A 22,455-nucleotide genomic window follows, 5' to 3' on the forward strand; every position below is an offset into this window, starting at 1 on the left:
TTTGAAGGTGACGCCGAAGAGGCTTCGTCCTCGGCCGGCCGCGGATACAGGAGCGCCTTTTCGCACCGTCGTCCTGAGCGGCTCCGTGAACTCGCGCCGCAATGCTGCTCCTGAGGCCCAGAAACACGTCCTGCCAGGACCATCCGGTGCTGCGCTGCCCTTAGTAACTCATCAAGGAAGTCGGCCATTCAGCCTGTCGTCTTTCGAATGGACGGATTGATTATATATGTCTGAACCACAAATTTCCGCGGCCGCCCCAGCGACCGGCGACACTGGGCACGTTGCCCAGGCAAGTCCTTGGAGCGTGCTCGCCGTTCTCAGCGCATTGATGGGCTTTGCCTCCATCTCCACGGACTTCTATCTCCCCGCCATGCCGGCCATGGCCGACGATCTCGGCGCCAGTCCGGGAAACATCGAATATACGATATCCGGATTTCTGATCGGTTTCAGCCTTGGGCAGCTGCTCTGGGGTGCGGTCAGCGACAAGTATGGCCGCAGGATCCCGGTTGCCCTCGGCCTCGTTCTGTTCGTGATCGGCTCGGCAGGTTGCGCCATGGCGCAGAATGTCGAGGCGATCATCATCTGGCGTGTGCTGCAGGCATTCGGCGCCTGCGCAGGCGTTGTCCTTTCCCGCGCCATGGTCCGGGATCTCTATCAGGGGCCGCGTGCTGCGCAGATGTTGTCGACCCTGATCGCGGTGATGGCAATCGCGCCTCTGCTCGGACCGATCCTCGGTGGCCAGATTGCCGCGGTGGCCGGCTGGCGCGCGATCTTCTGGGTGCTGGTCCTTGTCGGAATACTGGCTCTGATCGGTCTTTTTACCCTTCCGGAAACGCTGCCAGTCGAGCGCCGTCGCACCGATCCGCTGTCGGGTGCTTTCCGTCGCTACGGCGTTCTGCTCGGACACAGGAAGATTATCGGTTATGCCGGTGCGGGCGCTTTCTTTTATGCCGGCATGTATGCCTATATCGCTGGCACGCCTTTCGCCTTCATCACCTACCACCATGTTCCGGCGGAATATTACGGCCTGCTTTTCGGCGCCGGCATTATCGGCATCGTCGTCACCAATCTCGTCAACTCGCGGCTCGTCTAGCGCTACGGCATGGATCGTATCCTGTCTGTCGGCACCTGCGTCGCCATGCTTGCCGGTCTTTTTCTCGCCGTGGATGCCTATTCGGACTTCGGCGGTCTTTGGGGCCTTTTCCTGCCATTGCTGACCTTCGTTTCCGTCACCGGCTTCATCGTTGCCAACTCAATCGCCGGTGCAATGCATGATTATCCCGAACAGGCCGGTGCCGTCTCGGCGCTGGTCGGCGCCATCCAATATGGCAGTGGCATTGCCGGTTCCGGTCTCGTCGGCGCCTTTGCCGACGGAACGCCCTGGCCGATGGGCTGGGTCATCGCCGTGATGGCAATCGGCAGCATGTTGTGCGCCACGTTGCTCGCCGACAGATCGCGCCCGACGGCGTCGGAAGGAAAAACAGAATGAACGATAAAGTGCAAAAAATTCTCGTCGTCGGTGCCACCGGCAGTATCGGCCGGCCGGTCGTTTCGGAGGCTTTGCGCCAAGGATACACAGTCCGGGCGCTTGTCCGCGATACCCGAAAGGGTCGCATGCTGGGCGAAAATGTAGAACTGGTTGTCGGCGATCTTACCGAAGCAGCTTCTCTTTGGCCGGCAGTGCGCGATGTCGATGCTGTCATCTTCACCCACGGTTCGACCGGTGGCGGCAAACTTGGCTCGGAACGCGTCGACTACGGTGGCGTCCGCAACGTGCTGAACGCACTCGACGGCCGACGGGTGCGCATCGCGCTGATGACATCGATCGGCGTAACCGGCCGAAACGGCAGTTACAATCGCTCCACCGAGGCGCATGACTGGAAGCGGCGGGGCGAACGGTTGGTGCGCGCCAGCGGCCTCGATTACACGATCGTCCGCCCCGGCTGGTTCGACTATAACGGCAGCGATCAGCACAAACTGGTGTTTTTGCAGGGCGATACCCGTCAGTCGGGCACGCCCACTGATGGTGTGATCGCTCGCAGGCAGATCGCGGAAGTCCTGGTCGCAAGTCTGACCTCGGCGGCGGCGCTTGGAAAGACCCTTGAGCTTGTTGCGGAAGACGGCCCTGCGCAAAACGATCTCGATCCGTTGTTTGCGGCACTTGCAGCAGATGCCCCGGGCGGCCCTGATGCCGTTGGCGACACGGATAACATGCCCCTTCGTGATGAACCGGCACGCGTACGCGACGAGCTGGAGGCGCTCCGCGCGACTGACGTCCTTTAGTTCATCGATTTGGCCATTAAAGGAGAACAGAATTGGCACAACAGACATGGCTCATCACCGGTGTCAGCAGTGGCTTCGGCCGCGAACTGACCCGGCAACTTCTTGAGCGTGGCGACAAAGTCGTGGGCACGGTCCGCGACCTGTCCAGTATCAGGGAGCTGAGCGAACTCTATCCGAAGACGTTCATCGGCAGAGTTCTCGATGTCACCGAGGTTGCTGCGATCAGGTCCGTCGTCGATTCGGTGTTTGCGGAAGTCGGCCGTGTCGACGTCGTCGTCAGCAATGCCGGCTACGGTCTGTTCGGTGCTGCCGAGGAATTGTCGGACCCCGAAATAGATAAGATCATCGCCACCAATCTCACCGGCTCGATCCAGCTATTCCGGGCTGTGATCCCGCATCTGCGTGGGCAGGGAGGCGGCCGTATCATTCAGTTGTCCTCTTACGGCGGTCAAGTGGCATTCCCCGGCAACTCGCTGTATCACGCGACGAAGTGGGGAATAGAAGGTTTCGCGGAATCTGTGGCACAGGAAGTCGCAGCTTTTGGAATCGGCGTGACCATCGTCGAACCTGGCGGCGCTCGCACGGAATTCCGTTATGGCAGCGCCAAGGTCGCCAACCTCATGCCGATCTACGACGGCACTCCCACCCACGCCTTCCTCAAAATGCTCGATCCGAAGAATGGCCTTGCTGCCGGTGACCCGGTCCGGATGGCTGCGCGCATCATGGAGAGTGTCGAGATCGAGCCCGCACCGCTGCGTATGGTTCTTGGCTCACAGGCTCTGCAGAACACGGTCGCTACTCTGAAAAGGCGCATCGCCGACTTCGAAGCACAGACCGAACTGGCGGCCTCGACGGATTTCCCGCCGGGCGAATGATCTCCATGCATCTCTATTCGAACGGGCTATCGAGCCCAAGCCTCTGAAAGGAAACGCCCCATGTTGGGAACAATGCTATACGGCGCCGGCGACGTCCGCTGCGAGGAAGTGGCCGAGCCGAAAATCCTCAAGCCGACCGATGCGATCATCAAGCTTTCGGCATCCTGCGTTTGCGGATCGGATCTCTGGTCCTACCGCGGCGTGCGCGATGTCAGCAGTGCCATGGCGATGGGACACGAATATTGTGGTGTGGTTGTCGAAGTCGGCAGCGAGGTGAAGACGGTCAAGCCCGGCCAGTTTGTCGTCGGTTCCTTCTGCCTGTCCGACAATACCTGCCCGCATTGCCGGTTCGGCTTCCAGTCTTCTTGCGAACAGCGGGAGTTCATGACCGGCGCCCAGGCACCCTATGCCCGCGTCCCGCTTGCGGACGGCACGCTGGTCGCAACGGCTGACATGCCGGCCGATGACCTGATCCCGTCCCTGCTTGCCGTTTCCGATGTTCTCGGTACCGGCTGGTATGCCGCGGATGCCGCTGGCGTTCAGGAAGGGTCGACGGCCGTTGTCGTCGGTGACGGTGCTGTTGGCCTTATGGGCGTTCTTGCGGCCAAACAGATGGGCGCCAGCCGCATCATCGCCATGAGCCGCCACAAGACGCGTCAGGATCTGGCGCTTGAATTCGGCGCAACGGATATCGTCTCCGAACGTGGCGACGCCGGTGTTGCCCGCATCAAGGAGATGACCAATGGTGTCGGCGCGGATTCTGTTCTCGAATGCGTCGGGCTTGAGGAATCGATGATGCAGGCGATCAATTGCGCCCGTCCCGGCGGCAAGATCGGGTTTGTCGGCGTTCCGCATGGCGTAACCCTCGATGGCCAGCAGCTGTTCTTCCAGCAGAAGAGCCTGCTCGGCGGTCCGGCGCCCGTGCGTCGTTACCTGCCGCATCTGATGGATCTTGTCCTGACCCGCCAGATCAACCCCGGCAAGGTATTCGATCTCGAGGTCGAACTGGCGGATGTGGCCGAAGGCTACAAGGCGATGGACGAACGCCGCGCCATCAAGACCCTGTTGCGGGTCTAAGTCGGTTCAGGCCGGTGGAGCCGCACTGTGCTCCTGCCGGGCTTCCTTTATCTAGCGCGGCGCTGTGATCGAGACGGCGCGTTTTCTCGGCCGATAGATGACGACAAGCACGGCCGCCCAGTAGCCGCAGAAGCACAGGAGTTGCATCAGGTTCGGCCGGGCCCGGTAACCGGTCATTGACGCGAAGAAACCGCCCGCCGAGGTGCCATCGGATAGCAGGAAATTGCTGTTCCAAAGTGTGCGCGACAGACGCGGAAGCATGCCGAGGTCGATAAGGCCGTCGATCCCCGTGATCAGCAGGCCGCAGGCCAGGAACAGCAGCACGATCTCGGAGATGCGAAAGAACAGCCGCCAGGAGATAACCCGGCTGCCGGCCATCAGCAGGGCATAGGTCATTACAGCAAGCGCGAAGCCCGTAAACCCGGCGAGAATGCCGGAAAATACCGATCCCAAGACGCCTGCGGACAGGATGCCGTAGACAAACACCACCGTTTCGCTGCCTTCGCGGGCGACGGCGATCAACGCGAGAGCAAACACGCTCCACCAATTGCCCGTCGTAAATGCCCTTTGCATCGAACCTTCAAGTTCGTTGCGCATCGAGCGGGCATGGCCGCGCATCCAGAATACCATCTGCAGGATGAGCGCGGCGGCCAGCAGCCCGATCACCGTCTGGTAGATCGTTTGAGCATCTTCGGATATTGCCTCACCAAGCCAGAGCAGCAGTGCGGCGAGCACGCCGGCAATACCTAAGCCGGCGATCACGCCGCCCCAGAGAAAGCCGCGCGGGCGGCGCGTATCGATGGCCTGGCCGGTCAGCCAGGCATTGAGAATGCCGATGACCAGCAAAGCTTCGACGCTTTCGCGCCAGACGACGAAGGCAATGGATGCGAACATGTCAGTCTTCCGTCGCAATTGCGATGAGAACGGCAGGCGCTGCATCCGGGTGAAAGTCGTCGAAAAACGAATATTCCCCCGGATCGAGATATTTGATGACGATGAAGGTGGTTACGCCCGGCCCGATTACCTTCTCCTTGCTCAATGGCACGCTTTCGAATTCCGCCGGCGTCCGGCCGTTGTTGATCAGCCGGATCTCGAAACGCTTTTCGGCCGGAACTTCAAGCCGCTGCGGCGAGACCTCGCCATCGTTGAAAGTGATCGTGAAGACCGGGTCGTCGTCGGCAATCGCCGTTGCCGGCAGAAAAATTGGGCCGGCGACAAGCAGTGCCGCGGAGAGACGGAAGCGCCAACCGGTCCGCATTTCGGCATGATCAGTAGGCACCTTTTTTGCCCACGCCGGTGAAGGTGAAATCATAGCTGGTCTCGAAAGGTTCGAACCACGGAGAGACGCCGGTTTCCTTGTCGACATGGCGACCGAACATCATGCCGTCCGGCGGTGCGATCTTGAATACAAGGTGATATTCGCCGGGGCCGTCCAGCTTGACGTTGTCGCCGTAATGCGGGCCGTCGGAGGCGACCATCGACATCAATGGCCCTTTCGAGACATCCGCGCCATCCTGCGTCAGGACGTAGCTGATCGTCAGGTTGGGCATCCAGTCGCCATTGGCGAAGCCGTTCGCATTGTCCCTGATGGCATGGATGTCGGCTTCCAGATGGACGTCGCTGTCTGCGGCGGCACGCATCATTCCGGCAGGTTCCATCTCGATGGGCTGCAGATAGACCGCAGCCACTTCCATGCCGCCAGCCTCCTGCGGCTCACCGACCGGATATTCCAGCGCGGCTGCGGAGCCGACGGACATGAAAGCAGCAGCAGCAAACGCGGCCGACGAAAAAGCGGTCTTGGATATGTATTTCTTGCGCATGACAGGTCCCCATCTCGACAATCTTCAAGGGCGCAACATCTGCCCCGCGCAATGTGGAGTCAAGTTTGAAAGTTTTTATAAGATGCTGATAGAATTGACTAAATTCAAATACATTAGTGCATTTTCGCGGTAAAGATGAGGAAAAACATCCTGATTGAGACAGTTCGTCTCAGCCCGTTTTCAACGGCGGTTACGCCGAACGTGACAGAGGCATCCAGCAGGCCGAAAGATCTGAAATGACAGAAATTTACCGGCACCGCGATTTCGGCATGGACACGACCTTTGAACCGGCCCCGCAGTCAACCATGCTTGAACTTGCGAACCGTTCGACCTGGGTTGGTCGCATCGAGGTCTGGTTCGTGACGGCGCGCCCGCATTTCTGGATCATCCAGGTCTTGATGTTCCTCGTCTTCCTGCTGGTGCTCGGCTTGCCGCTGCTGCTGCCCGATCCGTTGCCCGAGACGACGCCGCTCACGAGCGGATCGCTGGCGCTGCGATACCTGTTGTGGGGTATCTGGTTTCCGCTGGTTTTTTTGTCCGTCATCGTCTTCGGGCGGATCTGGTGCGGCCTTCTGTGTCCCATGGGGGCAGCTTCGGAACTTGCCAACCGCTATGGTCTGCAACGCAAGATTCCAGCCTGGATAAGCTGGGAAGGCACGCCGGCGCTCAGCTTCATCATCATGACGCTTTACGGCCAGACCATAGGGGTCCGCGATCATCCGGAGGCCGCAGCCGGGCTTTTCGGGGGCACGATGCTGCTGGCGATTGCAATCGGCGGTCTTTACGGCCGCAAGAAGCGCGTCTGGTGCCGGCATCTCTGCCCGATCGGCCGTGTGCTCGGCCTCTATTCCCGGCTCGGGGCCGTCCAGTTCACGCCGAAGATCCGGTTACCCGGCGACGATGCCTACAGCCAGAAAGGGGCCTGTCCGACGATGATCGATCTGCCGCGCAAAAGTGAAAGCCGGCATTGTATCGAGTGTTTCAGATGTGTTCATCCGCAGGCTGCAGGCAGCGTTCGGCTGGATATACGCCGTCCGGGTCGCGAGATCGAGGACATCCGTGATCACCGGGCCAATCGCGCAGAGACCTGGTTTCTGTTCATGGATACCGGTGTGGCGCTTGGCGGTTTTCTCTGGCTGGTGCTGCCGCACTATCAGCAATGGCGGCAGGCCTTCGGCGTGTTTGCCATCGAGCACCACTGGACATGGGTGACCGCGGTTGGCCCGTCCTGGCTGATGAGCGTACATCCGGCGCGCGCCGAAGTGTTCCGCTGGCTCGACTTCGTGATGATCATCTTCTTCATGGTCGGGACCATGGCGATCATGACGGCAGCGCTTGCGCTTTTCACCGCCGCAAGCGCCGCTCTGGCGCGCCGCGCCGGTGCGCAAGGAAGATTTGGCCAGTTATTCACCGAACTCGGCTATCAATATGCCCCGATTGCGCTGACCAGTCTGATCATCGGCCTCGGTGCCCAGCTTCTGGAACCGCTGCGTTACACGTCCTTCGGAGAAGGGGGGGCGGGAGCCATTCGCGGGGGGCTGTTCATGGCCGGCTTACTGTGGAGCATATGGCTTGGGATGAAGATCCTTGAACGCCAGAACGTCGCGGCCCGTCTGCGTGTTCTCCCGCTTTTACCGGGGATCGTCGGAAGCCTGTTCGTCGGTCTTGGCTGGTGGCCGGCGATCTTCGGACTGTAGAGCCTGCGCTGCCTGTCCGACTGGGGCAGCCTGAACAAAAACGGGCTGCCAAGGCAGCCCGTCGTCTTTTGGTACAGATGCCTCAGGCGTCGAGATAACGTTCGGCCAGACGTGCCCACATGGCGGCACCAGTCGTCAGGCTGCCGTCGTTGAAATCGTATTTCGACGAATGGAGGATGGCGGAATCCTTACCATTGCCCAGGCGCAAAAAGCTGCCGGGGCGGTGTTCGAGGAAATAGGCGAAATCCTCGCTGCCGGGCAGGAGCGGGCAGGTCGAGACATTGTCGGTACCGATCAGTTCTTCGGCTACTTCACGGGCGAAAGCTGTTTCCTTTTCCGAATTCACCACGACCGGATAACCGTATTCGTAATCGATCTCGGCCGTTGCCCCGTGGCCTTCGGCAACGCTTGCGGTCAGCTTGCGGATGCGTTCTTCGAGGAAGGTACGGATTGCCGGATCGAAAGAGCGGACGCTCATGCCGATCTTCGCCGTGTTGGAAATGACGTTAGTGGCTTCGCCCGCATGGATGGTGCTGACGGTGACGACCGCCGTCTGCGTCGGATCGACATTACGCGAGACAACCGACTGCAGGGTCATGACGAGGTTGCAGGCAACGAGGACCGGGTCGATGGTCAGATGCGGACGCGAGGCATGGCCGCCCTTGCCGGAGATGGTAATCTTCACCGTGTCGCCGGCCGCCATGATCGGGCCGGAACGGGTCAGGAGAGCTCCGGCCGGCATGCCGGGATGGTTGTGCAGGCCGAAGATCGCGTCGATCGGGAAGCGATCGAACAGACCGTCTTCAATCATCCGCTTGGCGCCGCTGTTCTTGCCGGCTTCTTCAGCCGGTTGGAAGATCAGCGTCACGGTGCCGTTGAAGCGTTTGGTACGGGCGAGATATTCGGCAGCACCGAGCAGCACGGTGGTGTGACCGTCATGGCCGCAGGCATGCATCTTGCCGGGAATGGTACTGGCATAGGCGACACCGGTTTCTTCCTCGATCGGCAGCGCATCCATGTCGGCGCGGATGCCGATGCTCTTCGTACCGGTGCCGTTCTTCAACACCGCCACCACGCCGTGACCGCCGACATTGCGGGTGACGTCGTAACCCCAGGCCTCCAGCTTGTCGGCGACATAACGGGCGGTCTCGGCTTCCTCGAAGGAAAGTTCCGGATTGGCATGCAGGTGATGGCGGGTCGCCTTCAGGTCGGCTTCCATGGCGTCGAAGTCGGAGACGCGGGCATATAGATTGTCTTGGCTAGGCATTGGATTTCCAGACTGTGCAATTTCTAACAAAAGACCCCGGCCTTTTGGGCCGGGGCTAGTTGGGGAGGGGACTAGAGGAAGCGGGACAGGAAGGCCTGCGTGCGCGGATGCTGCGGATTGCCGATCACGTCTTCGGGCTTGCCCTGTTCAACGATCACGCCACCATCCATGAAGACCACGCGGTCGGCGGCTTCCCTGGCAAAGCCGATCTCGTGGGTGACGACGATCATGGTGAGGCCCTGTTTCGCCAGATCCCGCATCGTCGACAGAACCTCGCCGACGAGTTCCGGGTCGAGCGCCGAAGTCGGCTCGTCGAACAGCATCAGTTTCGGCTTGATCGCCAGCGCGCGGGCGATGGCAACGCGCTGCTGCTGGCCGCCGGAAAGCTGGCGCGGATAGACATTTTCCTTTTCCGAGAGGCCGACGCGCTGCAGCAGGCTCTTGGCGTTTTCGATTGCATCCTTGCGGCTCTGTCCGTGGATACCGACCGGGGCCTCGATGATGTTCTGCAGCACCGTCATATGCGGGTAGAGATTGAACTGCTGAAACACCATACCGATCTTGCGGCGCTGCCTGGCAATGCCGTTGGCAGTCAGTTTCTCCAGCTTCTCATTTTTCACCCGGTAGCCGATCTGCTCGCCATCCACCTCGATAAAGCCCTTCTGAATGGCTTCGAGGTGGTTGATACAGCGCAGGAAGGTCGACTTGCCGGAGCCGGATGGCCCGAGAATGACGACGACTTCTCCCGGCATGACGTCGAGATCGATCCCCTTCAGCACCTCCAGCTGGTCGAAGGCCTTGTGGACATTGCGGGCCTGGACGAGGGGTTTTGCATTGGCAATCGGGGTCAATGGCTTGCCTCCTCGGTAATGGCCACCGCCTTGGCGACGCCAGTATTGCGGCGCTCGCTGCGGCCGTAATAGGCCTCAAGATAACTCTGGCCGATATTCAGCACCGATGTGATCAGCAGGTACCAGAGAACGGCCACCAGGAGCATCGGGATGATCTCGAAAGTGCGGTTGTAGATCGACTGCACAGAATAGAGCAGGTCGGCCATGGCGATGACGCTGACGAGTGAGGTCGCCTTGATCATGCTGATCAACTGGTTGCCGGTCGGCGGTACGATCGAGCGCATCGCCTGGGGAATGATGATCCGCCACAGCGCGCGCAACTTGGTCATGCCGAAGGCTTCTGCCGTTTCCGCCTGCCCGCGATCGACGGACAAGAGGCCGCCGCGGATGATTTCCGCCATATAGGCCGCTTCGTTGAGCGCCAAGCCGACGATCGCCGCAGTCATCGGGGTGATCACCGAATTGGTGTCCCAGCTGATCAGTGTCGGGCCGAAGGGAATGGAAATCGCGATGTTCGGGAACAGCGTCGACATGTTGTACCAAAAGATCAGCTGGACGAGCAGCGGCGTGCCGCGGAAGAACCAGATGAACAGCGAGGCGAAGCCGCTCGCCAGACGGTCACTCGACATGCGCATGATGGCGATGACGAGGCCGACGATAACGCCGAGGATCATGCCGACGACGGTGAGGCCGAGGCTGACATAGAGACCCTTGATCACGGTCGGATCGAAGAAATACTGGGCGACGACCGGCCAACCGAAATTCTCGTTATGAGCGATGATCCAGCCGAAATCGATGACCACCAGTGCAATCACGATCCACAGGACGAGGCGGCCTGTGCGGAATGGCGCGTGAGCCGTTGCCACATCGCGGAAGTCCGCAGCGCCCGAGGGCGCTGCATTGTTTTGGGAGTTGGTGCTCATTTGGGAAGCTGTCCACCGAGGTTGAGGCCGGGCTGCTTGATCATGTTGTTCTCAAGGCCCCATTTCTTCATGATCGCGGCATAGGCGCCATTGTCCATGAGAACCTTGATGGCGTCGATCATGATCGGGCCAAGCGGCGAGTCCTTCGGCACGACGGCGCCCTGGAAGATGTCGCTGAAGCCGTTCTTCTGGCCGACGCCGGTCAGCTCAAGCTGGCCGTTTGCCTGCTGGACGAAATAGGTGAGCGGTGCCTGCGAAGAGAAGAAGGCATCGGCGCGCTTGGAGCGGACGGCAAGGATCGATGCCGGCTGGTCTGTATAGGATTGCACCTCGACGGCGCCCTTGCCATCGGCGACGCACTTGTCCGACTGCGCCTTGATCACCCGTTCGGCAGAGCCGCCGGCCATGACCGAGATCCGCTGGCCGCAGGATGTCTCGAGTGAGGTGATGCCCTTCGGATTGCCCTTCACGGTCGCGAAGACGACATATTCCTGAACCCAGTCGACAAAATCGTTGGCTGCTTCGCGGTCCTTGTAGTCGCCGACCGGGCCGAAAGCGAACTGGTAACGGCCGGAATTGACGCCCGCGAGAAGAGCCGGAAGGCCGCCGACGGTGGCATGTTCGATCTTGACGCCGAGGACCGCGCCGAGTGCTTCGGTCAGATCGGCGCTGGCGCCGGTCATCTCTGTGCCGGTGACGATTTCGTAAGGGGGGAATGAACCATTGTTGACAGAGGTCATCTTGCCGGCCGTCTTGATGTCTTCCGGCAACCGGTCGTGTAGTGCCTTGTTGACTTCAAGCTTCGGTGCGGCGTCCTGCGCGTTGGCGATACCGGCAAAGGCAGCGCCGGCGAGTGCAAGAGCGATGAGTTTCTTATGCGACATGTTCATTCCCCTTTGTCTTATCAAATGACGTTCTATCTGATGACGTGACGTCTGTTTCGATGGTTGAGTTTCAGTCCTTGGGCGATGCGATGCGGCTGCCGTCGGTGTCGTAGGCGAAGAGTTCTTCCGGCGTCATATGACGCTTCATGATGCCCTGGGCATGCAGCTCCTTGGCGAAATCATCAATCATCCTGCGGTTGGCGGCAAATCCGCTTGCATCCCAGCCCTTGGGGAGATCACGCGATGTCTTCAGCACTTCGTCGAACATCCAGGGCGTGGTTTCCGCATACTTGCGGCGCTTGCTGGTCCACATGCGTTGCGATTCATCGATCAACCTGCTTACCTCGGCGATCACCCACGGGTTTTCGGCAACAATCTCGGCCTTGATGCCGATCAGATGCATGCCCGGAACGTAACCGACATCATCGAAATAGCGCTGTTCTTCCGAACGGAAATCGGCAAGGACCTGACGGTAAGGCGAGCCGGGTTCGAAATAGCCGTCCGGCATGAACGGGGTGAAGATCGCATCCAGTCCGCCTTCACGCAGAAGATCGACCATCGGCCGTTCGCCGGGGCAGGCCTCGATCAGGCCCGGCTGGCCGAAACCGTCGAGACGATTGGTGATCGGGTGTGCTTCCGTCAGGCGGCCAGCATACCACATGGCGTCGTTGACCTCGACACCTTCGCGGCGGATCGCGGCGCGGGTCCAGGTGTTGCCACTGTCGCGCCAGCCGGTGACGCCAATGCGCTTACCGGCGAGCTGGGCGAATGTGGTGATCTCGCTGTTCTGGGTGGTCATGACGCAGCGATGGCGGAAGCCGCGCATGATGAAATTGGGAATGCCGACGACGCTGTCGTCACCGTCATGGCGCAGCTGGGTGTAGCGGCTGAACGACATTTCGGCGGCGTCGTGATCGGGATCCTTGCCGACATGCGATACCAGCGTACCGATGCGGTCTACCTGAAGATCGAGCTTGTCGGAGGTGATGTCGCCAAGGACCAGCGGCGTCATGTAGTCCCAGTCACGCAGTGCAATTCGAAGGTGCAGTGTCATTTGAGATACTCATGTCAGTAAATGCTGATAGACCGAGATTAAAATGTTCACTTCGTAATGATCAAATGTTATTACGTTATTGAACATTAAAAATGGTGAGAAAATGAGCGATGCCTACGATTCGAACTGGTTTGCTGAAAAATTAAGCGACCGCACAATTCGCGGAATCGCATTGGAAACCAGTGCCTTGATCAGGGCGGGCGCACTTCCTGTGGGCGCAAAATTGCCTCCAATTCGTGACCTCGCCTTTTCACTCGGTGTCAGCCCGGCGACCCTGTCAGAAGCCTGGAGTGAGCTGCGGCGACAAAAGATCATTACCGGCAGGGGGCGAAACGGTACCTGGGTAAGCGGCGACCGCTTCATCGCCAAGCCGGAGCGATTGGCGAGTTCGGGAAATTACGGGGCCGGCGCACTGGATTTGACGATGGCCGTGCCCGACCCGAGTCTGCTGCCGTCGCTGGAAAATGCATTGGCCTATGGAGCCTCGGCGGAGGGCCTTAACAGCTATGAGCGCAGCCGTATCCTGCCGGAGCTGGAGCGCGAGGTTCGCAAGACCTGGCCTTATGATGCTGAGGCGTTTCTGGCGATGAATGGCGGATATAATGCCGTCTATACGGCAATCCATGCTCTGGTGACGCCTGGCGCGCCGGTCGCGATCGAGGAGCCGACGGCGATGCGACTTCTCGATATTCTTGAACATCAGGGGGCGCGGGTTCTCACCGTGAAATGCGACGAGCACGGTCCGTTGCCGTCATCACTGAAGGATGCGATGCGCTACAAGCCCGTCGTTTTTCTGTTCCAGCCACGGCTGCATTCGGTTACCGGCCGAACGGTGACGCCGGAACGTCTTGGCGAGCTTGCCGATGTGTTGCGCGATAGCGACGCCTTGATCATCGAGGATGACGGCATCGCCGATATTTCGTCTGCACCGCGCCATTCGCTCGGAACACAGTTTCCCGACAGGGTTATCCACGTTCTCTCGCTGTCGAAAACGCACGGGCCGGACCTTCGTCTGGCGGTGCTGTCGAGCACCAAGCCGATCGTCGAGCAGATCCAGTCCTATCGCAGCTTCAGCGCCGCCTGGACCAGCCGCATTCTACAGGCGGCAGGCGCATGGTTGTTGCGCCAGCCTGAAACCTTGCGATGCGTGGTGTCTGCCCGGGGCATCTATAAGAACCGGCGGGATCTGCTCGCCAGTGCTTTACGTCAACGAGGCCTTACGATCCAGGATGGAGACGGGCTGTCGCTGTGGGTTCCGGTCACTTCAGAACCCTTTGCCATGGTGACGCTTGCCGCCCGAAACATTGCCGTCAATTCGGGAAGCAAATTCTGTGTCGGTCAAGGCAACCACATTCGCGTTGCGACCTCGATGCTGGATGAGCGCTGCGAGGATGTCGCCGACGCAATCGCGCTTGCCCACGTCATGTAGCTCGAAATTCCGCCTTCCGATCGCCCGACCGCAAGGCCGGACTGGTGTTTGAAGCTGGGCCATTCGATGCGGGTCTAATAAAACGTTCGGCGAAACGGCATGACGGCCGCCCCCATGGCAGGTGCGTCACTGGATATTTCCGAGACAATCAGCTTCGGCCCGGCGCGATGAACGCCATAGCGAGGCCGATCAAAAATCTGCGTCCGCTCGATCATCATCATCGCAAGATCTGACGGGATCTGGCCGCCGAAAACAATTGCCTGCGGGTCAACCACGGCCCTGATCGCGTTGACGAGCCGGATGTAGGACGGCGTCACGTCGTCGATCCAGTCGGAGACGCCCGGCCAGTTCCGGTCGAAATTTCGGCGCATGTAGTGGATCGACGGGACGTTGACGCCGTTGCTGTTCAGCCGGTCAATCAGATATTGCAGGGCAGGCCGTCGCTCTGTTTCGATGTCGTCGAACATGCCCGAAAATTCGCCGGCATTGCCGTTGCCGCCCTGCATCAGTTCGCCATCGCTGATCACGCCGCCGCCAAATCCGTAGTTGAAGCTCAGATAGGCAAAATGCCGGACAAAACGGCCGGCTCCAAACATCGATTCCGCAATCGCACCGGATTTGCCGCCGTTGATGACCCAGGCCGGCTTGTCGAAAAGGCCGGCAATAATTGGTCCTAGCTCGATCAGCGACCATTCGTGGAGGGGGAGTGGCGCATTATGCCGGGTTCCGTCGATATGATAACCCGCGATCGCAAAACCGACGCCAAAGAGATTTTCTCCGGCAAGATCGTGCTGCGTCTGCAGTTCGGTCACCTGCTGTCTCACGACGTGCAAGGCCTCCGTCATCGATAGTTCGCGAAGTGCGACCTCCCGCTCACCAATGATTTTGCCAGCCAGATCCATCAGGCAGATGCCGATTATATCTGTGTTGACGGAAATGCCGCAGGCGTAGGCATGGCGGCCATTCAGCCGCAGCATCGGGCTCGGCTGGCCGCGCCCTGATCCCGGCTTTGCTGCACCCAGCAAAATGATTCCGCGTTCAGACAGCTGGTCGAGAATGCGATGGACCGATTGTTGCGTCAGATCGGTATGGGCGGTGATTTCGGAACGCGAAATACCCGGATTTCGCCAGATCAGCTGCAGAAGCTTCCGTTCGTTGGTTGAAACAACCGCCGTTTCGCCCGGTCTCAGAAAGTGCCGGGAAATGAGAGCTTCGGCAGAATAAGCGCCCATGGCGATCGAGACCTTACCTCTAAAGCGTATTAATCGCATGCTATTAAGTGTGTTGTCGACTGGTATCCGTTGAAATGCAGGATTTCAAGCGCATATCGCCGTCACCGTTTTGTTACACGCAAAGTGTAGTAAACCGACGTCAGAGGTCGACCGATGCGGGATCGACCGAAAAACAGGCGAGGCAATATGAACAAGTTCACTCTGGCGGCCGTGGCCGCCCTGATGGCCGGGGCGGGTTCCGCGCAGGCCACCGATATCGAATTCTGGTATGGCAATACCGGTCCGGTCGAGACTGCCATCAAGGCGCAATGTGATGCCTTAAATGCTGCCCAGAGCGAGCACCACATCAACTGTGTCGGTCAGGGCAGCTACGAAGTGTCGATGCAGAAGGCGATCGCCGCCTATCGCGCCAAGAAGCACCCGGTTCTCATCCAGTTCTTTGATGCCGGCACGCTCGACCTGATGCTCTCGGATGCCGTCGAGCCGGTCCAGGATCTGATGCCGGACGTCAAATGGGACCAGTATATTGCCGGTGCCCGTGCCTATTATGAAACGTCGACCGGCAAGCTTTTCGCGCAACCCTACAATTCCTCGACGCTTCTGTTCTACACCAACAAGACCCAGCTCGAAAAAGCTGGTGTGATGCAGACGCCGACCACCTGGGAAGAGGTCATCGACGCTGCTCGCAAGCTGAAGGCCGCGGGCAATGCCTGCCCGTTCGTCACCGATGGCGACACCTGGCGCGTGCTCGAGCAGTTTTCCGCCCGCCATGGACTGCCGATCGCCACCAAGCATAATGGTTATGACGGCCTCGATGCGGAATACGTGATCAACACCACGTTCGCTGCCAAACATCTCGCCAATCTGGTCGAATGGCGTAACGAAGGCCTCGTCCGCCTTGCTGCCGATACCAAGGCCGGCAATTATACGGCTGCTTTCAATGCTGGCGAATGCGCGATGATGGAACAGTCATCCGGTTCCTACGCTGCCGCTGCCAAGGCATTCGACGGCAAGTACCAGCTCACGGTCACCATGGCGCCGATGTACAAGGGTTACGAGCGCCACAACACCTTTGTCGGTGGGGCTTCCATCTACGTCATGAAGGGGCACGACAAGGCCGAGATCGAGGCCGCAAAGGCCTTCCTCGACTTCCTGCGCAAGCCGGAACAACAGATGTTCTTCACCGCCAATACGGGCTATGTGCCGGTCACGACCGACGTTCTGGACGCGATCGCCAAGAGCGGCGATGCCGATTCGCCGAAATACGCGACTGCCAAGGTCGGCGTCGAATCGATGAACCAGCCGGCAACGCCCGATACCCGCGGCATCCGCCTTGGCTTCTACGTGCAGTTCCGGGACGTCTTCATGGAAGAAACCCAGAAGGCATTTGCCGGTCAGCAGACCATGCAGGTGGCTCTCGACAACGCCAAGAAGCGCGGCGACCAGCTGCTGCGCCGCTTCGAGCAGACCTACAAGGGCAAAAAGCTCCCCTGACCTGATTGCGAGACGTCCAAGGCATGGGGCGGATCACCACCCCATGCCTTCACTCTGTTCTGTACCCTTATTCTGCCCGGATCACTCCATGTCGTCGGAATCCTCCCTGTTCGGTCATCGCTGGCTACCGCTTCTCCTTGTGGCGCCGCTGATGCTGCTGGTCGTGCTGTTCTTCTATGTGCCTGTCTTCCAGGCTTTCTACTGGTCGTTTTTCCTGGAACAGCCTTTTGGCGGCGGTTCTGAATTTGTCGGCCTGCAGAATTTTCAGCGCGTTCTGAGCGATCCGGAATTCTGGGCCGCTGGCGGACGCACCATCGTCTTCATGCTGACGGCATCGTCGCTCGCCGTGATCGTGCCGCTGATGCTGGCGATTGCTGCCGATCGCAAGATCGGCCTGTCTTATGCGGCCCGTAATATCCTTGTCTGGCCGAAGGGCATTGCCGGCGCATCGATCGGGGTCGTTTTCGCGTTCATCTTCAACCCGTTCGTCGGCCTGATGGCGCCGCTCAATGCGCTGTATCCCGGCCTATGGAACCCTGGCATCGATGGTGTCGACGCCTTCATCACGCTGGTTGCCGCGCATGTGTGGAGCGGCATTCCGTTCAACTTCGTCATCCTGCTCGCAGGCCTGCGCTCGATCCCGCCGACGATGTATCAGGCGGCTGCGATGGATGGGGCGGGCCCCTGGCGACGTATCTTCGACGTACAGTTGCCGCTGATCATGCCGCAGCTTTTCCTGACCTTCGTGCTGGAATTTACCGAAAGCATCACCTCGGTCTTCGCATTGATCGACACCATTAGCGGCGGCGGTCCGGGCGGCTCGACGACGCTGCTCGTCTACAAGATCTACGTCGACGGCTTTCGCGGCTTCGACCTTTCGGGCGCATCCACCCAGACGGCCATTCTGATGGTCTTCGTCCTTCTTCTCGCAGCCTGCCAGTTCATCTTCCTCGGCCGGCGCATCAATTACGAGCGCTGAGCCATGGTCGAGAATGCCCGTTCCATCAATATCGCCGCCACCATCCTTCTGGCTCTCGGCATAATCTACATCGTCGGGCCTCTCTACCTGACACTGTCGACCGCATCGCAGTCCTATGAATACATGCTGCGCAACGGGCTTGCCTGGGTGCCGGGCACAGAACTGTTCGCCAATATGGGCAAGGTCATCACCGACACGCATATTCCGGTGCAGATGCTCAACAGCATGATCGTGGCCTTCTCGAATGCTCTTGCCACCTGTGCTTTGTCCTTTCTGTCGGCTTATGCGATCGTTTATTTCCGCATCCGCTGGGCCGGTGTGGTGTTCGCGCTCATTCTGGCGACGATCATGCTGCCGCTCGATATTCGGGTGATCACCACCTATCAGGTCGCGGCCAATATCTTCTCGCCGCTCAACGCGGTCCTGGATGTTTCCGGTCTCAATGATCTGATCACGGAGGCTTTCGGCGCGCCGGTCCATCTCGAGCTCAGCGTGCTCGACACTCACTTCGGTCTGGTCGCGCCGCTTGTCGCACATGGCACCGGCACCTTCCTGTTCCGGCAATTTTTCCTGACCTTGCCCAAGGACCTGTTCAAGGCGGCGCGCATGGATGGGGCAGGGCCGATCCGCTTCCTGTTCGACATTCTGCTGCCGCTCGCCCGTCCCAGCATCGCCTCACTCTTCGTCCTGACCTTCCTGAGCGGCTGGACGCAATATCTCTGGCCGCTGGTCGGCGCCTCGACGCCTGACATGCAGACAGCCGTGGTGGGGCTTGCCCGTCTCGTGCCTGATGCAGACGGCCAGGTACCCGATTTCCCGATGATCATGGCAGGCGCCGTGCTCGTCTCTCTTGTCCCTCTTACGATGATCGCGCTTCTGCAGCGCTTCCTCGTTCAGGGCCTCGTTCTTTCGGAGAAATGACAATGACCGCCATCGACGTAAGCATCCGCGCCGCCGCGGCCGATATCGAGCTTCTCGGCGTCTCCAAGACCTATGACGCCAACACCACGGTCATCCCGCCGCTCGACGTGGCGCTTCGGCCGGGCGAGTTCACCGTCGTGCTTGGTCCATCGGGCTGCGGCAAGTCCACGCTTCTGCAGATGATTGCCGGGCTTGAGCGGGTTTCCGCCGGCAAGATCGTTATCGGCGGCCGCGAGGTTCAGGACCTCGAACCGAAGCATCGCGGCTGCGCCATGGTGTTCCAGAGCTACGCGCTTTATCCGCATATGACGGTCGCCGAAAACATGGCCTACAGCCTCAAGGTCGCCGGGGTACCGAAGGCGGAACGCACCGAGCGGGTGGCCTCCGTCGCAAGGATGCTCGGCCTTGCCGATTTTCTCGCCCGCAAGCCCAGCCAGCTGTCCGGTGGCCAGCGGCAGCGCGTCGCGATCGGCCGCGCCATCATTCGCGAACCGGGTGTGCTGCTGTTTGACGAGCCGCTTTCCAACCTCGATGCCCAGCTGCGCCATGACATGCGTATCGAACTTGCCGATTTGCATCGCCGCATCGGCGCCACCAGCGTCTTCGTCACCCATGATCAGGTCGAGGCGATGACGCTCGCCGACCGCATTCTCATCCTTAACAAAGGCCGCATCGAGCAGTTCGATACGCCGAAGGAGATCTATCATCATCCGGCATCGGTCTTCGTCGCCAAATTCATCGGTGCGCCGCCCATGAACATTCTGGCCGTAACCGGCGATGGTTCAGCGCTGCGTCTGGCCGACGGACAAGTCGTGGCCAGTCACTCAGCCAAGGGCAGTTTCCAGCTCGGTATTCGCCCGGAGGACATCAGCGTTGATGCCGGTGGGCAGATCAAGGCCGAGATACGCTACCGCGAAGACCTGGGTTCCCACGAAATCCTCGAAACCGATATCGCCGGCCAGCAATTGCGCATCGCAACGCCTTTCGGTGCGGAGATCGACGCGGCCTCGAGCCTGTGCCTGTCCTTCCCGCGATCACGTCTGCATCTTTTCGACGGCGAGACGGGCCGCGCCATTCACGCAGCTTTCGAAAACGCCGATGTTGCGCCCGCATCCGTGAAAGAATACCAGTGAACTACAGAGAGTTTATCACCGATAAGACCCGTGACTGCGCCATCGTTGCGCATCGCGGCATCTGGCGGGATGCGCCCGAAAATAGTCTTCTTGCGATCCGGCGGGCAATCGAAGCCGGTTACGATGTTGTGGAGATCGATATCCGCCGCAGCGCCGATGGCTGTCTTTTCCTGCTGCATGACGAGACGCTGAAGCGCATGGCCGATGTCGATGCGGCGCCGGAACACCTTTCTTCCGAAGAGCTCTGCGATATCCGTTTGCGCAATCGCGATGGCGGCGCTGAAAACGCTTTCACCACAGAGGTGCTGCCGTGCCTGGTCGACGTGTTCGAACTCGCGAGAGGCCGCATCTTTCTGCATCTCGATGTCAAGGAACGACAGATCATTCCTGATGTCGTTGCCTGTGCCAAGGCATTGGGCGTCGAGAACCAGGTTGATTTCTGGGCATCGTTGAAAAGTGAAAAGGACCTTGCCTGGATCCGCGCGACAATCGACCCGCATGACGTCCTGTTCATGGCCAAGACACGCCTCAACGTAGCGGGGGCCGCCGAGCAGGTGCAGCTGCTGTCACAGTTGTCGCCATCGGTCTGCGAAATCTATTTCGACCGACTGGAAGATCTGTCGGCCCTCGATGGTCTGCTGCGCCAACACGTGATGGCGCTCTGGGTCAACACACTCGATAGCGTCGCCTGCGCCAATTTTACCGACACCGCAGCCCTTGCCGATCCCGATGCCGTCTGGGGGCGGCTGATCGATGCCGGTATTTCGGTCATCCAGACCGACGAGGCGCAAGCGCTCAAATCCTATCTCGCGGCCCGCCGCGCCTGATCTGCCCAAGGCCCGATCCACCCAGGGCCTGATATACTCAAGGAAAGTGAAATGACACATTACAAGGACCATATTGCCGATCCAAAACGCGCGCCTGCGATCGTTGCTCATCGCGGCGCCTGGCATGGTGCGCCGGAAAACAGCCTCGCCGCGATCGAACGAGCAATCGCCGTCGGCGCGGATATCGTCGAACTTGATATCCGCAAGAGCAGCGATGGCGAGCTGTTCATCATGCATGACGATACGCTGTTGCGCATGGCGGGTATCGACCGGGATGCCGAAACCTTCACCATCGCCGAACTTCAGGCGATCGCCTTGCGCGAAGACGATGGCGGCGAACATCGCGCGACGACCGATCAGCGTATTCCGACGTTGAAACAGGCACTTGAAATTATCCGCGGTCGTATCTTCGCAGATCTCGATCTCAAGGATCGCGGTCTGTTTCCTGAAGTCGCCGCCTGCGCCCGTGAGATGAATGCGGCGCATTATGTCGATCTGAAGACCCGCGTGATGGCGCGTGAGGAACTCGACTGGGTTCGCGCCCAGAATATCGACGGTGTGCCGTTCATGGCGATGGCGCGTTTCACCGAAGACGGCATTCACGACACCATGGCGCTGCTTTCCGAGCTCAGGCCCTTCATGTGCGAGATCCGTTTCGACCGGATCGAGACGATCGCCGACAACCGTCAGATGTTCCGTGACGCCGGCATGGCGTTGTGGACAAACACCCTCAACATGGTTGCCAGCGGCGACTGGGTGGACAAGACGGCACTGATTGATCCAGACAGCATCTGGGGCCGGCTGATGGATGCCGGAATCAGTGTTTTCCAGACCGACGAGCCGGAAGCGCTGAAAGCCTATATCGAAGGACGCCACGCATGAAGACTGTCAGCGACGACCTGCTCAATGCCCTGATGAGCGATATGCGGGAGGCGGCCGAAGTCGAAATTCTCCCGCGCTTCCGCTCCGTTACGTCGGATACCATTCGCGCCAAGACCATGGCCGATGATATCGTCACGGATGCGGATATCGCCTCCGAGGCCTTTATCAGCAAGCGGCTCGGTGAACGTCTGCCGGGCATCGCGATCGTCGGCGAGGAGGCCGTGTCGGACGATGCTTCCATCCTCAAACGTCTGGCGGAAGCCGATCTGGCAGCCGTCATCGATCCGGTCGACGGTACCTGGCATTTTGCCCATGGCACGCCGATGTTCGGCAGCATTCTTGCGATCGTCTCCGGTGGAGAGACCATTGCCGGGCTGATCCATTACCCGGTCCTCGGCGATTTCCTCGTCGCGCGCCGCGGTGAGGGGGCCTGGCATATCGCAGCGGACGGTATGCGGACGCGGCTTTCCGTTGCCGCGCCGACGCCCATCGACGAGATGCATGGATTTATTCCGCTGCACATGTTCGAGCCCAACCTGCAGAAGGAAATGGCACCACGCGTGCTGCGCTTCCTGCGCGTCACCACCTGGCGTTGCTCTGCCTGGGAATACCGCATGATGGCAACCGGTGCGATGAGCTTCTGCCTCAACGAAAGCCTGAAGCCGTGGGATCATGCCGCCGGCGTGCTCATCCACGCGGAAGCCGGAGGATATGCGGCGACGATGGCAGGTGAGCCATACCGGCCAACGATGACAAACGGGCATTTGCTGGCAGCACCTGACAAAGCATCCTGGAGTGATGTGAAGGCCGCGTTGTCCACCTAGGCG

The 22,455-nt window shown here is 59.9% G+C and carries 23 protein-coding genes; 14 read left to right on the forward strand and 9 right to left on the reverse strand.

Annotated elements, in window-relative coordinates; translation table 11 throughout:
- Positions 1–226 precede the first annotated feature (226 nt).
- Genes AC2GXZ_RS17450 through AC2GXZ_RS17470 form a run of 5 tightly spaced genes read left to right on the forward strand, consistent with a single transcriptional unit; the run spans position 227 to position 4,235 of the window.
- The gene (locus AC2GXZ_RS17450; protein WP_483760455.1) at positions 227–1,093 is read left to right on the forward strand and encodes a multidrug effflux MFS transporter; all 867 of its coding nucleotides are present in this window, start codon (positions 227–229) and stop codon (positions 1,091–1,093) included.
- A gap of 9 nt (positions 1,094–1,102) precedes the next feature.
- Complete coding sequence (locus AC2GXZ_RS17455) at positions 1,103–1,489, forward strand: hypothetical protein (RefSeq protein WP_483760456.1); 387 nt, start codon at positions 1,103–1,105, stop codon at positions 1,487–1,489.
- Positions 1,486–2,283, forward strand: coding sequence for an SDR family oxidoreductase (locus AC2GXZ_RS17460; RefSeq protein WP_483760457.1), 798 nt, complete (start codon positions 1,486–1,488; stop codon positions 2,281–2,283). The genes AC2GXZ_RS17455 and AC2GXZ_RS17460 overlap by 4 nt, the downstream gene beginning before the upstream one ends.
- 32 nt (positions 2,284–2,315) lie before the next feature.
- Entirely contained in the window at positions 2,316–3,158 is an 843-nt protein-coding gene (locus AC2GXZ_RS17465; RefSeq protein WP_483760458.1) for an SDR family oxidoreductase, read from the forward strand.
- Positions 3,159–3,218: 60 nt separating this feature from the next.
- The gene (locus AC2GXZ_RS17470) at positions 3,219–4,235 is read left to right on the forward strand and encodes a zinc-dependent alcohol dehydrogenase family protein (RefSeq protein WP_483760459.1); all 1,017 of its coding nucleotides are present in this window, start codon (positions 3,219–3,221) and stop codon (positions 4,233–4,235) included.
- 51 nt (positions 4,236–4,286) lie between these two features.
- Here the strand turns inward: AC2GXZ_RS17470 and AC2GXZ_RS17475 are convergent, their stop codons facing one another.
- The 3 genes from AC2GXZ_RS17475 to AC2GXZ_RS17485 are packed head-to-tail and all read right to left on the reverse strand — an operon-like array spanning position 4,287 to position 6,055.
- Entirely contained in the window at positions 4,287–5,129 is an 843-nt protein-coding gene (locus AC2GXZ_RS17475; RefSeq protein ID WP_483760460.1) for an FTR1 family iron permease, read from the reverse strand.
- Position 5,130: 1 nt separating this feature from the next.
- The gene (locus AC2GXZ_RS17480) at positions 5,131–5,514 is read right to left on the reverse strand and encodes a cupredoxin domain-containing protein (RefSeq protein WP_483760461.1); all 384 of its coding nucleotides are present in this window, start codon (positions 5,512–5,514) and stop codon (positions 5,131–5,133) included.
- Positions 5,504–6,055 (reverse strand): iron transporter, encoded by a 552-nt coding sequence (locus AC2GXZ_RS17485; protein ID WP_483760462.1) that lies wholly within the window; start codon positions 6,053–6,055, stop codon positions 5,504–5,506. Before AC2GXZ_RS17485 ends, AC2GXZ_RS17480 begins: the two co-directional genes overlap by 11 nt.
- A 236-nt stretch (positions 6,056–6,291) precedes the next feature.
- Between AC2GXZ_RS17485 and AC2GXZ_RS17490 the strand changes: the two genes are divergently transcribed.
- Complete coding sequence (locus AC2GXZ_RS17490; protein ID WP_483760463.1) at positions 6,292–7,752, forward strand: 4Fe-4S binding protein; 1,461 nt, start codon at positions 6,292–6,294, stop codon at positions 7,750–7,752.
- A gap of 82 nt (positions 7,753–7,834) precedes the next feature.
- Here the strand turns inward: AC2GXZ_RS17490 and AC2GXZ_RS17495 are convergent, their stop codons facing one another.
- From AC2GXZ_RS17495 to AC2GXZ_RS17515, 5 genes are all read right to left on the reverse strand, one after another.
- A complete protein-coding gene (locus AC2GXZ_RS17495) occupies positions 7,835–9,019 on the reverse strand; it encodes a M20 aminoacylase family protein (protein WP_483760464.1) in 1,185 nt (394 codons plus the stop codon).
- A 71-nt stretch (positions 9,020–9,090) separates the two neighbouring features.
- Positions 9,091–9,870: an amino acid ABC transporter ATP-binding protein gene (locus AC2GXZ_RS17500; RefSeq protein WP_483760465.1), complete on the reverse strand. Its 780-nt coding sequence runs from the start codon at positions 9,868–9,870 to the stop codon at positions 9,091–9,093.
- On the reverse strand, positions 9,867–10,793 hold the full coding sequence (locus AC2GXZ_RS17505) for an amino acid ABC transporter permease (RefSeq protein ID WP_483760466.1): 927 nt from the start codon (positions 10,791–10,793) through the stop codon (positions 9,867–9,869). The genes AC2GXZ_RS17500 and AC2GXZ_RS17505 overlap by 4 nt, the downstream gene beginning before the upstream one ends.
- Positions 10,790–11,677 carry an ABC transporter substrate-binding protein gene (locus tag AC2GXZ_RS17510; protein WP_483760467.1) on the reverse strand — a complete coding sequence of 296 codons (888 nt, stop codon included), beginning with the start codon at positions 11,675–11,677 and terminating at the stop codon, positions 10,790–10,792. Before AC2GXZ_RS17510 ends, AC2GXZ_RS17505 begins: the two co-directional genes overlap by 4 nt.
- A 70-nt stretch (positions 11,678–11,747) precedes the next feature.
- Entirely contained in the window at positions 11,748–12,731 is a 984-nt protein-coding gene (locus AC2GXZ_RS17515) for a substrate-binding domain-containing protein (protein ID WP_483760468.1), read from the reverse strand.
- A 103-nt stretch (positions 12,732–12,834) separates the two neighbouring features.
- Here AC2GXZ_RS17515 and AC2GXZ_RS17520 point away from each other — a divergent pair, with 103 nt between their 5' ends.
- A complete protein-coding gene (locus AC2GXZ_RS17520) occupies positions 12,835–14,160 on the forward strand; it encodes an aminotransferase-like domain-containing protein (protein WP_483760469.1) in 1,326 nt (441 codons plus the stop codon).
- Between the two features lie 74 nt (positions 14,161–14,234).
- Here the strand turns inward: AC2GXZ_RS17520 and AC2GXZ_RS17525 are convergent, their stop codons facing one another.
- Positions 14,235–15,392 carry an ROK family transcriptional regulator gene (locus AC2GXZ_RS17525; protein ID WP_483760470.1) on the reverse strand — a complete coding sequence of 386 codons (1,158 nt, stop codon included), beginning with the start codon at positions 15,390–15,392 and terminating at the stop codon, positions 14,235–14,237.
- A gap of 186 nt (positions 15,393–15,578) precedes the next feature.
- Here AC2GXZ_RS17525 and AC2GXZ_RS17530 point away from each other — a divergent pair, with 186 nt between their 5' ends.
- The 7 genes from AC2GXZ_RS17530 (at position 15,579) to AC2GXZ_RS17560 (ending at position 22,452) form a co-directional block, all read left to right on the forward strand.
- Positions 15,579–16,886: an extracellular solute-binding protein gene (locus AC2GXZ_RS17530; RefSeq protein ID WP_483760471.1), complete on the forward strand. Its 1,308-nt coding sequence runs from the start codon at positions 15,579–15,581 to the stop codon at positions 16,884–16,886.
- Positions 16,887–16,974: 88 nt separating this feature from the next.
- Positions 16,975–17,865 carry a carbohydrate ABC transporter permease gene (locus tag AC2GXZ_RS17535; RefSeq protein WP_483760472.1) on the forward strand — a complete coding sequence of 297 codons (891 nt, stop codon included), beginning with the start codon at positions 16,975–16,977 and terminating at the stop codon, positions 17,863–17,865.
- Positions 17,866–17,868: 3 nt separating this feature from the next.
- Complete coding sequence (locus AC2GXZ_RS17540; RefSeq protein ID WP_483760473.1) at positions 17,869–18,786, forward strand: ABC transporter permease subunit; 918 nt, start codon at positions 17,869–17,871, stop codon at positions 18,784–18,786.
- Between the two features lie 2 nt (positions 18,787–18,788).
- Positions 18,789–19,919 (forward strand): ABC transporter ATP-binding protein, encoded by a 1,131-nt coding sequence (locus AC2GXZ_RS17545; RefSeq protein ID WP_483760474.1) that lies wholly within the window; start codon positions 18,789–18,791, stop codon positions 19,917–19,919.
- Entirely contained in the window at positions 19,916–20,746 is an 831-nt protein-coding gene (locus tag AC2GXZ_RS17550; RefSeq protein ID WP_483760475.1) for a glycerophosphodiester phosphodiesterase family protein, read from the forward strand. The genes AC2GXZ_RS17545 and AC2GXZ_RS17550 overlap by 4 nt, the downstream gene beginning before the upstream one ends.
- A gap of 51 nt (positions 20,747–20,797) precedes the next feature.
- Positions 20,798–21,628 (forward strand): glycerophosphodiester phosphodiesterase family protein, encoded by an 831-nt coding sequence (locus tag AC2GXZ_RS17555; protein ID WP_483760476.1) that lies wholly within the window; start codon positions 20,798–20,800, stop codon positions 21,626–21,628.
- Complete coding sequence (locus tag AC2GXZ_RS17560; RefSeq protein ID WP_483760477.1) at positions 21,625–22,452, forward strand: inositol monophosphatase family protein; 828 nt, start codon at positions 21,625–21,627, stop codon at positions 22,450–22,452. The genes AC2GXZ_RS17555 and AC2GXZ_RS17560 overlap by 4 nt, the downstream gene beginning before the upstream one ends.
- Positions 22,453–22,455 lie beyond the last annotated feature (3 nt).

This window comes from Aliirhizobium sp. YIM B11859, from assembly GCF_057163345.1.